Source organism: Streptomyces sp. NPDC057694, assembly GCF_042799415.1.
GTDB lineage: Bacteria > Actinomycetota > Actinomycetes > Streptomycetales > Streptomycetaceae > Streptomyces.
Genome location: NZ_JBHVIX010000005.1, coordinates 366,245 through 377,089, shown reverse-complemented (window position 1 = coordinate 377,089; position 10,845 = coordinate 366,245). Strand labels below are relative to the sequence as shown.

At 69.3% G+C, this 10,845-nt stretch carries 12 protein-coding genes; 4 read left to right on the top strand and 8 right to left on the bottom strand.

What is annotated here, in order from left to right; genetic code table 11:
- Positions 1 to 133: 133 nt before the first annotated feature.
- The 4 genes from ACFVDP_RS15950 to ACFVDP_RS15935 all read right to left on the bottom strand — a co-directional run bounded on the left by ACFVDP_RS15950 (position 134) and on the right by ACFVDP_RS15935 (position 2,667).
- Positions 134 to 763 (bottom strand): hypothetical protein, encoded by a 630-nt coding sequence (locus tag ACFVDP_RS15950; RefSeq protein WP_383489396.1) that lies wholly within the window; start codon positions 761 to 763, stop codon positions 134 to 136.
- 9 nt (positions 764 to 772) lie between these two features.
- The gene (locus tag ACFVDP_RS15945) at positions 773 to 1,141 is read right to left on the bottom strand and encodes a hypothetical protein (protein ID WP_383489393.1); all 369 of its coding nucleotides are present in this window, start codon (positions 1,139 to 1,141) and stop codon (positions 773 to 775) included.
- Positions 1,142 to 1,187: 46 nt separating this feature from the next.
- Positions 1,188 to 2,249 carry a hypothetical protein gene (locus ACFVDP_RS15940; RefSeq protein WP_383489391.1) on the bottom strand — a complete coding sequence of 354 codons (1,062 nt, stop codon included), beginning with the start codon at positions 2,247 to 2,249 and terminating at the stop codon, positions 1,188 to 1,190.
- Positions 2,250 to 2,328: 79 nt separating this feature from the next.
- Positions 2,329 to 2,667, bottom strand: coding sequence for a hypothetical protein (locus ACFVDP_RS15935; protein ID WP_383489388.1), 339 nt, complete (start codon positions 2,665 to 2,667; stop codon positions 2,329 to 2,331).
- A gap of 196 nt (positions 2,668 to 2,863) precedes the next feature.
- Between ACFVDP_RS15935 and ACFVDP_RS15930 the strand changes: the two genes are divergently transcribed.
- Positions 2,864 to 3,616, top strand: coding sequence for a hypothetical protein (locus ACFVDP_RS15930; protein WP_383489385.1), 753 nt, complete (start codon positions 2,864 to 2,866; stop codon positions 3,614 to 3,616).
- Positions 3,617 to 3,640: 24 nt separating this feature from the next.
- Positions 3,641 to 4,345 (top strand): hypothetical protein, encoded by a 705-nt coding sequence (locus tag ACFVDP_RS15925; protein ID WP_383489382.1) that lies wholly within the window; start codon positions 3,641 to 3,643, stop codon positions 4,343 to 4,345.
- A 133-nt stretch (positions 4,346 to 4,478) separates the two neighbouring features.
- Here ACFVDP_RS15925 and ACFVDP_RS15920 read toward each other — a convergent pair whose 3' ends face one another.
- The 3 genes from ACFVDP_RS15920 to ACFVDP_RS15910 form a co-directional block, all read right to left on the bottom strand.
- Positions 4,479 to 4,841 (bottom strand): hypothetical protein, encoded by a 363-nt coding sequence (locus tag ACFVDP_RS15920; protein ID WP_383489379.1) that lies wholly within the window; start codon positions 4,839 to 4,841, stop codon positions 4,479 to 4,481.
- 76 nt (positions 4,842 to 4,917) lie between these two features.
- A complete protein-coding gene (locus tag ACFVDP_RS15915) occupies positions 4,918 to 6,096 on the bottom strand; it encodes a hypothetical protein (protein ID WP_383489376.1) in 1,179 nt (392 codons plus the stop codon).
- A 97-nt stretch (positions 6,097 to 6,193) separates the two neighbouring features.
- Positions 6,194 to 6,532, bottom strand: coding sequence for a WXG100 family type VII secretion target (locus tag ACFVDP_RS15910; RefSeq protein ID WP_383489373.1), 339 nt, complete (start codon positions 6,530 to 6,532; stop codon positions 6,194 to 6,196).
- Positions 6,533 to 6,837: 305 nt separating this feature from the next.
- Between ACFVDP_RS15910 and ACFVDP_RS15905 the strand changes: the two genes are divergently transcribed.
- Positions 6,838 to 7,497, top strand: a complete 660-nt coding sequence (locus ACFVDP_RS15905) for a hypothetical protein (protein WP_383489370.1) — start codon at positions 6,838 to 6,840, stop codon at positions 7,495 to 7,497.
- An 82-nt stretch (positions 7,498 to 7,579) separates the two neighbouring features.
- Positions 7,580 to 8,323, top strand: a complete 744-nt coding sequence (locus ACFVDP_RS15900) for a sporulation protein (protein ID WP_383489368.1) — start codon at positions 7,580 to 7,582, stop codon at positions 8,321 to 8,323.
- A gap of 88 nt (positions 8,324 to 8,411) precedes the next feature.
- On the opposite strand, the gene ACFVDP_RS15895 is transcribed toward ACFVDP_RS15900, so the two are convergent.
- Positions 8,412 to 10,805 carry an AAA family ATPase gene (locus tag ACFVDP_RS15895; RefSeq protein ID WP_383489365.1) on the bottom strand — a complete coding sequence of 798 codons (2,394 nt, stop codon included), beginning with the start codon at positions 10,803 to 10,805 and terminating at the stop codon, positions 8,412 to 8,414.
- Positions 10,806 to 10,845: the final 40 nt, after the last annotated feature.

Sequence of the window (10,845 nt, the reverse complement as noted above, 5' to 3'; positions counted from 1 at the left end):
TGGGGGGGGGGGGGGGGGGGGGGGGGGGGGGGGGGGGGGGGGGTGGTGGGACCCGAACGACGGGGGCCCCCCTCCCCCCCCCCCACGCACGTAGGCGGCGCATCAACCAGCTATCGCATAAGGGCAGTTGGGCCTACGCGACTGCCGCCACCAGGAATCCCGCGCCGATCAGCAGCGGGCACAGCGCCAGGAGCGCGCCGAGGACCGGCAGCGCCGGGCGTCGCCGGCGCAACAGCTGCCAGGCCTCCCCGAACGTGATGCGGCCGAACCGGTACCTGGGCTCGCTCCAGCGGCCGCGCGGCATGTACCCCGTCAGCAGGAAGAAGCCGCCCACGGCGAGGAGCAGCGTCGCGCCGCCGAGCCAGGCGAAGGCGCGGGCAAGCTTGCCGACGGTGAGTTCACCGTCGGACGAGGCCTTGTACGCGTCGCCGTCCGTCCGGAAGGCGGGCAGCCAGGCTCCCCGCACGGCGGTGGTACTGCGCTCCAGGACGGCGCTGTCGGTCTTCTCCCCGGTCTTGTCGTCCTTGAAGGTGCCCGTGCAGGCGTAGTGATCGCCGGTGGGCGCGCAGGACTCCACCGCGACGTACCCGGTGCGCGCCGAGATCGTGAGATGGCCGTCGAAGTAGCCGATGCCGGAGAATGCCAGCTTGCAGCCCACGACGACGAAGGCGCCTCCGACGAGCCAGCCCCGCATCCGCCGGTTCACATGAGCGCGGCGGGCTCGATGCCGCTCCCAGGCGGCGGAATCGGTCGCGTTCCCCATCGTCCGCAGCTACCGGATCCGGCTGTCGCGGACGGCGCCGCCACCCTGCGGGTCCTCGTCCGGGTCGTACTCGCGCACCTTCTGGCGCTCCTGCGGCGACATGTTCTTCCACTGCTCACGCAGCGGCGCGAGACCCTCACCGAGCGCACGGTGCCCGGCCGGACTGTCGAGCACATCCTTCAACTCCATCCGCCCGGAGAGGAGTTGACGGGCCAGGTCCTGGAGCGGCGCGGGCGCGTTCGGCATGTCGCGAACCTTGCGCAAGGACGCCGTCAGGTGCTCGTTCTGCTCCTCGGTGAGGTTCTTGTCCTCGATGGGGTACTCGCGCTCGCCGAGCGGGTCGACGTTGCTGTTGCGGTTGCCGGTTCCGTTGCTCATGGTGTGGGACTCCCCCTTGTGGATGCGTACCTGGTTCGTTGAAGCGTCAGCCGAACGTGGCGCGGACCTGATCGTTCTGCGCCCCCGCCCCCGCCCCCGCGGACGCGGCGGCCGGCGTCGGCGCCGCGGCCGGTTCCGATGCCGCGGCCGGTGCAGGCGCGGACGGAGCACTCGTCGTCGGCTCGGACGGGGTGGAGGTCGTGGTGGGCGTCGACGTCCCCGACTCCGCGGACGGCTTCTCCGTGGCGTTGTTGAAGAGCTCGCCCGCGCCCTGCACGGCGGTCCGCAGCCCGCCCGGGTCGCCCGCGTCGGCAGCGGCGAGGCCCTGCACGACCTTTCCGCCGGCCTTGGCCTCGAAGTCGTAGCCATTGCCGTCGTCGTTCACCGAGATCTCGCCGGCCACCTTCCCCATCGCCGGATTGACGGCCGCGGCACCGAATCCCAGCAGGGACTCCTGCACACTGCCGCCCGCACCGAGGCTCACCTTGATGCTCTGCGTCGCGGCCTCGCTCGCGACGGACTTCAGGGTGTCCTTGGCCAGGTCCTCGAGGATGGTCTTCGCCTCCTTGACGACCCGCTCCTTGAGGGCCTCCTGGATGGCCTGCCAGACCTTCTGCGCGGCCTCCTTGAGCAGGCGCCCGACGAGCTGCCTGACCATCACGACCCGGGCGGCGAAGGCCGCCTCGGAGGCGCCGAGCGTGAAGACGGCACTCGCCTGCGCAGCGGCGAACTCGATGGCCAGGTCGATGAGTTGGATGATGATGGCCAGCTTCATCTCGGCCACGACGGCCGCGCAGGCGGTGAGCGCCCCGGCCAGCGCGCCCGAGGCCACCATGATCACGTCGAGGTAGCCGACGCCCAGGGCCGCGTCCGCGAACTTGCCCCACTCCTCGGTGAACTTCTCGACGGCCTCGCCGGAGAAGTTGGTGATCGGCCGGGCCGCCGAGTTGCCCTGCGCCTGCGCGTCGGACGCGGCCTGGCCGAGCTGAAGCCACTCGTTGGCGGCCTCGATCATCTTGACTTCATTGAGGTTCGGCCAGTCGAACCCGAGAAGGTCGAGAATCCAGTCGAGTTCCGGCGGCAGTACGGTGATCTCGTCCCAGGCCACGTGATTGCTCCTCAGCGATACATCTGCGCAAGGGGCACACAGGCCCCGGAATCGGGTGCTTCTGCCCTACGAGGAAGGGCTAGGCTCCACGGTTCTGAGACGCCTGCATGAGCGCCTGGTAATGGTCCTGCTCCGTCTTGTCGTACTGCTCGGCCATGGAGTCGAGCTTCTCGCCGACCCCCTTGAGGGCCTCGGTGAGGTTCTCCAGCGAGTCGCGGATTCCGGCGCTGATCGGCTTGTAGAAATCGAGGATGGTGGTGGCGACTCCGGCGTCGTCGTCGCCAAATCCCTCTTCGAGTTCCTCGATCGCGTCGCCCGACTTCTTCGCCGCGGAACCGAAATCCTCGCCGAGACGCGCGAAAGCCTGTCCCTGGGACTTCAGAACGCCCGCATCGATGTCGTATCCAGCACCCGCCATGGCCTGTTCCCCCCGCCGGTCTCTCACCAGTACCGGCTCCGCGGAGCCGAATGTCGTACTGTAGTCGACCGCATCCCCACAGGACGCAGCAGGCACTCCCTCTTCACGTCCCGGCCGTAGGTCCGCCACGCGCGCCCATTACAGTGCCGACCACCTGGCATTCCCCCACCACCGGGCCTCTCACGGAATCTACGACATGACCTCTCCCGCCTCGCCCGTCCCTCCTCCCTCCCCGGCTTCCGCGGCCTCGCCGTCGCCCGCGGAGGAGTCCGCCGGCACGCCCGTACCGCCCTCGCCGATCGGACGCTGGTTCGGCGTCGCGGTCGCCATCGCCGCCCTCGCGGTCATCTGGTACGGCTTCTCCACCGCCGCGATGTCCTCGGGTCTCGTGGGGACGCGGGGCGAGCTGACCATCAGCAAGTGCGATACGGAGTACGGCGCGGGCGGGTCCCGCTCCAGCGGCTCGCACCCGAGCAAGCGAGTCATGGAGCTCGCCTGCGAGGGGACGTTCCGCTCCTCCGACGGCGATGTCGTGGACCGGTCCGCCCGGCTCGTCCTGGACGGGAACCAGGGCGGCGGTGACGGCGACGCCATCAGCAAGATCCGCGAGCAGGACTACGACAGGGGCTACAAGCCGGGCTACAAGGTCGGCGTCAACCGCTCCTCCGACGGCGGTCTCTACGTCACGAGCTGGCTGTCGATCGCCAACTGCCTGTGCCTCGGCTTCCTCGCGGTGATCTTCCTCGGCTACAGCATCACCTGCGTCGGCGCCGGCCACTTCCCCAAGAAGGGCATCGGCCCGTCGTACAGCGAGGGAACCGCCACCCTGCCCAAGTGGGCCACGAGCACGGAGAGTTGGCTGTGGGTGATCGGTGGCATCGGGCTGGTGCTCGCCATCATCTTCCGGATCCTGCTGATGTTCGCGGGCTTCGCAAGCCTGCTGATCTGAGGGCCCGTGCCTTCTGGAGAACCGATGAAGACACCTTCCGCCCCACCTCAGCCGCCCGCCGAACCGCCACCCGCCGACGAGGCCACGCCCGTTCCGGCACCTGCCCTGATCGGGCGGATCTTCGGCATCGTCCTGGTGGTGCTGACGCTCGGCGGAATGTACTGGGCCTTCACCACCTCCGTGCTGTCCAGCGGGTATGTCGGCTCGCACGGAGACCTCTCCATCAGTAAGTGCGAGGTCACGTACCGAAGTCCGTCAAAGAGCATCAACCAACGTGCACGGGCATCGGTGCTCTGCCATGGGGTGTTCCGCTCGTCCGACGGCTCCGTCGTGGACAAGTCGGCACAGATCCGCTTGAGCTTCGGGGGTGCCGATGTCGAGAGCGACGCCGCGACCAAGGTCACCGACGAGAAGGCCGACAAGCTCGCGGTGAACCGCTCCGTCGACGGCACGCTGGCGATCACCAGTGCGGAGTCGGCGGTCAATTACCTGTGCGGCGGCTTCTTCTTCATGCTCTTTTTCGCCTACGGGTCCAAGTGCGCGCTCACCGGGTCCTTCCCGAAAAAGGGTGTCGGCCCCTCCGCGTCGGAGGCGGACCAGCTGATGCCCAAGTCGCTGAAAGCCACCTGGGAATGGCTGTTCGTCATCGCCGGCATCGGACTCGTCCTCGCCATCCTGTTCCGCATCGGCATGGCCGTCTTCGGGCTGGCCACACTGCCCTTCCAATGACACCCCTCCCGGGACGCCGCAGGATGTGACACCGGGAACAGTCGGGCTCAACAGCAACAGTCCCGAATCCAACTCATCGCGCGTTTCGAGGTCTTGGAGGAGACCGACGTCCTGTGGGGCAGCCCCGGCGCTACTACCGGATCCGGCTGTCGCGGACGGCGCCGCCACCCTGCGGGTCCTCGTCCGGGTCGTACTCGCGCACCTTCTGGCGCTCCTGCGGCGACATGTTCTTCCACTGCTCACGCAGCGGCGCGAGACCCTCACCGAGCGCACGGTGCCCGGCCGGACTGTCGAGCACATCCTTCAACTCCATCCGCCCGGACAGGAGTTGACGGGCCAGGTCCTGGAGCGGCGCCGGCGCGTTCGGCATGTCGCGAACCTTGCGCAAGGACGCCGTCAGGTGCTCGTTCTGCTCCTCGGTGAGATTCTTGTCCTCGATGGGGTACTCGCGCTCACCGAGCGGGTCGACGTTGTCGTTGCGGTTGCCATTGCCCATGGTGTGGGAGCTCCTCCTGGGAACGGGGACGGCGTGATCGTACGAGGGCCGAGGCCGCGGTCGATAGGGCCGAAGGTCAGCCGAACGGCGTGGCAGCGGCCGCCGCCGGCGCCGGGGTACCGCCGGAGTCGGAGCCGGACCCGGAACCAGAATCCGACGATCCATCGCCCGAGGATCCTCCGGAGCCGGACGCTTCACCACCCCCCGAGGTTCCGCCCGAATCGGACGAGCCACCGCTCCCGGAGGCCCCGCCTCCCGAAGAGCCGCCTTCACCGGACGAGCCGCCGGCTTCCGGCTGCTTCTCCTCGCCCTTCACGGTGTCGAACAGTTCACCGGCGCCGCCGGCCATGTCACCAAAACCGCCCATGTCACCCGAGGCCACGGCGCCGGCGCCGGTGACGATCTGACCGCCGGCCTTCGCCTTGAAGTCGTAGCCGCCCTCGTCGTTCTCCTCGAGTTCTCCGGCGACCTTGCCCATGGCCGGGTTGACGGCTGCCACGCCGAATCCCTTGAGGCTGTCCCCGAGACCGTCACCGGCGCCGAAAGCACCCTTGATGGCCTGGCTCGTCGCCTCACTGGCCACCGACTTGGCCGTGTCGACCGCCAACTCCTTCGCCAGGTCCTTGCCCTTCTCCTTGAGCAGGTCCTTGGTGAAGTCCTTGGCCAGGTCCCGGATCATCTCCTTGGCCTTCTCGACGACCTTCTCCTTGACGGACCGCAGAGTGGCCTGCTCGACCTTCTGAGCCGCCTCCTCCAGCGCCTGCCTGACCAGCATCCGGATCATGACGACCCGGGCGGCGAAGGCCGCCTCGGAGCCGCCGAGCGTCACGATGGCAGAGGCCTGAGCCACGGCGAACTCGATCGCCAGATCGATGAGTTGGACGATGACGTAGATCTTCAGAGCGATGACGACGATCGCGCAGACTTCGAGCAGCGCCCCGAGGACCTGCGCCGCGCCCGCCAGGCCGTCCAGATAGCCGATGCCGTGCCCGCCGATACCCAGGCCGCTGTCGGCGAACTTGTTCCACTCCGCGACGAACGCGTCCGCGGCATCACCCAGGTTCGCGCCCTTGACGGCGTTAGCCGCGGTGATGCCCTCCGTCTGGTAATCGAGAACCGCCTGCCCGAAGTCGCGCCACTGCTGAGCGGCGTCCATCAACTTGTCCTCGTCGATGTTCGGCCATTCGAATCCCAGCAGGTCGAGAACCCAGTCGAGTTCGCCGGGCAGCATGATGGACACGGTGTTTCCCCTCAAGACACAAGTGTGGAGTCGTACGGCGACCAGGGAGGCCGTACGGACCGATTACGGATGCACAAGCTCGGATACGGACATTCGACCGCTCGGGGTCAATTCAGCCTCGGTGCTGCTGGGCCGCCTGCATCAGAGCCTGATAGTGGTCCTGCTCCGTCTGGTCGTACTGCTCGGCCATGGAGCCGAGCTTCTCGCCGATTCCCTTGAGGGCCTCACCGAGATGTTCGAGCGAATCGACGATTCCGCCGCTCACCGGCGCGTACACGGTGAGGAGTGCGCTGACGACCTTGACGTCGTCGTCGCCCCAGCCGTCTTCGAGCTCCTTGAGCTTGTCGCCGAACGCCTTCGACGTGGAGGCGAAATCCGACGCGATCTGATCGAACGCCCGGCTCTGTGTCCTCAGTACATCCGCGTCGACATCGAAACCCGGACCCGCCATCGACTTCCCCCTGTATTTCCTACACTGTCGCGCTCGCACCACTGACTGCTCGGCCGAGCCGAGTATCGTACTGTAGTCGACCTGATTCTCAGGGGGCACATTAGGCACCCACCCTTCACGCCCCGGTCGTAGTGCCTCCACGCGCACCCGTCATCGCGCCACCTTCCCCACACTCCACAAAACCTTTACAGGAATTCGACATGACTTCCCCGGTATCCCCCACTCCCCCTTCCTCTTCCCCGCCCACCTCGTCGTCGTCTTCGCCCGTACCGCCGTCGACTTCGGCGTCGGGCAGGGGATTTCGCGTGGTTTTCCGGGGCTTCGGAGTTGTGCTGTTCGTCGCCGCCCTCTTCCTCGGCTGGTACGGCTTCTCCACTGCCGCGATGTCCACGGGAGTCGTCGGAACCCGAGGCGAGCTGACCATCAGCACGTGCGAGGCGAAGTACGGCTCGACCAGTTCACGCAGGCACTCGATCGGTGTTCGTCATTCGACCGACGACGTCAAGCGGCTCACCTGCAACGGTGCGTTCCGCTCCGGTGGTGACGTCGTCGACGGTTCGGCCCAGCTCACCCTCAGCGGGCGCATCGGCAGCGGCGACAGCGACACCATCGACAGGATCCGCGAGCAGAACTACGACCTGGGGTACAAGAAGGGTTACTCGGTCGCCGCCAACCGAGCTCCCGACGGCACTCTCTACGTCACCAGCTGGACCTCCGTCAGCAACTGCCTGTTCCTCGGATTCCTCGCGGTGCTGCTCCTCGGTCTCGGTTTCTTCTGCGTCACCGTCCGCAGCGCACCCGAGAAGGGCGACGGAGCGTCCGGCACGGAGAACGACGCGTCCGGGTCCACGTGGCGAGCCACCACGGTGCTCTGGCTGTGCGGCATCGGCGGCGTCGGGCTGGTCCTCAGCATCATCTTCAGGGTGCTGCTGATGGCGGGCCACTGGTTGGGCCACCTGTTCTGAGTGCCCGCTAGGGTGCACGCGGTGGGTCGCGGCAGGCCTGGACCGTCCAGGCCCGGAGCCGGCGACCCGGGAATGGGCATTCGTGGCTTTCCGCAAGTTCCTCAGTTCGCTCGGGGTCGGTGCGCCCGAGGTCGAGACCACGCTCAACACCGGCGCCGTGCGGCCGGGCGACCAGTTGCACTTCACCGTGGAGCTGCACGGCGGCTCCGTGGACATCGAGGTGGACCGGGTACGCGTTCAACTCGTCACCCGGTTCGAGGACTTGGAGGAGACCGAGACCTCCTGGAGCAACCCCGGCATCGTCAGGTCCGATGTGATCGCCGAGCGCTTTCCGCTGCGCGCCGGGAAGACGGTCAGCTCTCAGGTGACGGTGCCCGTGCCGTGGGAGACTCCGCTCACGCACATACTGGGCGGCCGCCCGCTCAAGGGGGCGCGCGTCGCCGTCCGTACCGAGCTGTCCATCGAGAACGCCGTCGACCCCGGCGACTTCGACGAGATCCAGGTACACGCCCTGCCCGCGCAGGACGCACTGCTACAGGCGTACGCCAACCTCGGGTTCCGCTTCGACGAGGCCGAGGTGAAGAAGGGCACGCCCAAGGGCGGACAGAACTCCCGTGCCGACTTCTGGCAGGAGATCGAAATGTGGTTCCCCCCGGAGTACCGCAGGCCGGGCGGACAGCTGGAGTCCATCTTCTTCGCGCGCCATGACTCGCTCGACCTGGTCACCGGCTCCTACGGGCCCTTCTCCTTCCCCTACGACCACATCGACGCACCCGGATGGACCGCCTGGCTCGACCAGCATCTGCGGTCAACCTTCCAGCGATAACAGGTAGCAGAACAAGGGGAGTTGATACGAGAGTGGGCCCCGTCCGATGCAACGGACGGGGCCCACTCTCGTACGGTGTCGCGCACTCCTACTGCGGCGGCTGCTGCTGCGTCCAGCCCGACGGAAGCCCGCCCTGCTGCGGCGGCTGCGGGGGCTGCTGCTGGGGCGCCTGGGGCTGCTGCGGGTAGCCGTAGCCCTGCGGCTGAGGGGCCGGGGGCTGAGGCGCGTAACCCTGCTGCGGGAAGCCGGCGGGGGGCATGCCGGGCTGGCCGCCGTACATGGCGCCCGCCTGCATCTGGGACTGGCCGCGCTGGGCGAAGTCCTCGGCGATCAGCGCCGCGATCTCGAAGTACGCCTCGCGCGTCTTCGGGCGCATCATGTCGAGGTCGACCTCGGCGCCGGCCGCCAGGTGCTCGTCGAACGGGACGACGACCACACCGCGGCAGCGCGTCTCGAAGTGGCTGACGATGTCGTCCACCTTGATCATCTTGCCGGTCTCGCGGACCCCGGAGATGACCGTCAGGGAACGCTGGACGAGGTCCGCGTACCCGTGCGCCGACAGCCAGTCGAGGGTGGTGCTGGCGCTGGACGCACCGTCGACCGACGGGGTCGAGATGATGACCAACTGGTCGGCCAGGTCCAGGACTCCGCGCATCGCCGAGTAGAGGAGGCCCGTGCCGGAGTCGGTCAGGATGATCGGGTACTGCTTGCCGAGCACGTCGAGCGCGGCGCGGTAGTCCGCGTCGTTGAAGGACGTCGAGACGGCCGGGTCCACGTCGTTGGCGATGATCTCCAGACCGGAGGGCGCCTGCGAGGTGAAGCGGCGGATGTCCATGTACGAGTGCAGGTGCGGGATGTTCTGCACCAGGTCGCGGATGGTCGCCCCGGTCTCGCGGCGCACACGGCGGCCGAGCGTGCCGGCGTCCGGGTTGGCGTCGATCGCGAGGATCTTGTCCTGCCGCTCGGAGGCGAGCGAGGCGCCGATCGACATCGTCGTGGTCGTCTTGCCGACACCGCCCTTGAGGCTGATCACGGCGATGCGGTAGCAGGACATGACGGGCGTACGGATGAGCTGGAGCTTGCGCTGCCGCTCGGCCTCGGCCGCCTTGGCGCCCGGCTTGAACTTGCTCGGGGCCTTGTTGTTGTTCTTCCGCTTCGGCTGGTTGCGCAGGAGGCGGTCGGAGCTCAGCTCGACCTGCGCGTTGTACCCGAGCGGCGCACCCGGCGCCGAACGCTGCTGGCCCGCGCCCGGGTCCCAGCCCGCCCGCGGATCGGCGGCGCCGGGCTGGGGGCCGGTGGGCTGGGGGTACGGGGTCGGGGCGGGCGCCGGAGCGGCGGGCTGCGGCGCGGCCTGCTGGTACGGCGGCTGCGGCTGCTGCCCGTACGGGGCGAACGGGGCCTGGCCCGGCTGCTGTTGAGGCTGCTGCTGCGGGGGCTGCTGCTGGCCGGGCTGCTGCGGGTAGCCGTAACCGGCGGGCGGCTGCTGCTGCGGCGCGGGCTGCTGTCCGTACGGGCCCGGCTGCTGCGGGGGCATCGGCTGGCCCGGGCCGGGCTGCGGCTGCCCGAAGCCGGGGACCTGCGGGGCCGGCTGAACCGGAGCCTGCTGCTGGGGCTGCTGCTGGGGGTAGCCGTAGCCGCCCGCGCCCTGCGGGGCCGGCTGACCCGGGACCTGCTGCTGGGGCTGCGGGTAGCCGTACCCACCGGTGGCGGGCGGCGGCATGGGCTGGCCCTGCGCCTGCTGCTGCGGGTAGCCATAGCCCTCTGCGGGCGGGAGCGGGGCGCCCTGCGGGGGCTGCTGCTGCGGGTAGCCGTAGCCCTCGGCGGGCGGCAGCGGCGCACCCGGCACCGGAGGCGTCGGAGGCGTCGGCTGACCCGGGATCTGCTGCTGGGGCTGCGGCGCGGCCGGCGCGGGGGCGACCGGCGCCGGGGCGGGCACGGGCGCGGGCGCCTCGGGAGCGGGCGGCGCCACGGCCTGCGGGGGCTGAGGCGCTTGAGGTGCCTGGGGAGCCTGCGGTGCTTGCGGTGCCTGGGCAGCCTGCGCGCCGGTGTCGGTGCCGCTCCCGGGCTCCGCGGTCGCGCCGGTCGCCGGCTCGTCGTCATCGTCGTCGTCGCCCCACAGGTCACCCGTGGGGTCGACGACACCGGACCGGTGGCTCGACGCGGCGGGATCGGTGGAGGCGGCGGGAGCGGGCGGGGCCGGAGGCGCGGCGGGTGCGGGCGTCGCGGCGTCACCGGTGCCGGGGCCCGTGGGCGCGCCCGGGTTTCCGAAGCTCGGGAAGCCGGGCGCAGCCGGGGGCTGGCTGGGCGGAGGGGTCGCGGGCGTGCCGGAGGAAGGGGGCGCGGGCGTCCCCGCGGCGCCCGATTCACCCGCGTTCGAGTACCAGGACGGCGCGTCGAAGTCGAGGTGGAACTCGCCAGTCAGTTCCGTCTCGATCGATCCGTCGCCGAGGTCCGGGTTCCGCTGGTCCCGGTCACTGGTCACTACGCCTCCTGGTCTTGGCTGTGCATCTGAACGACTGGGC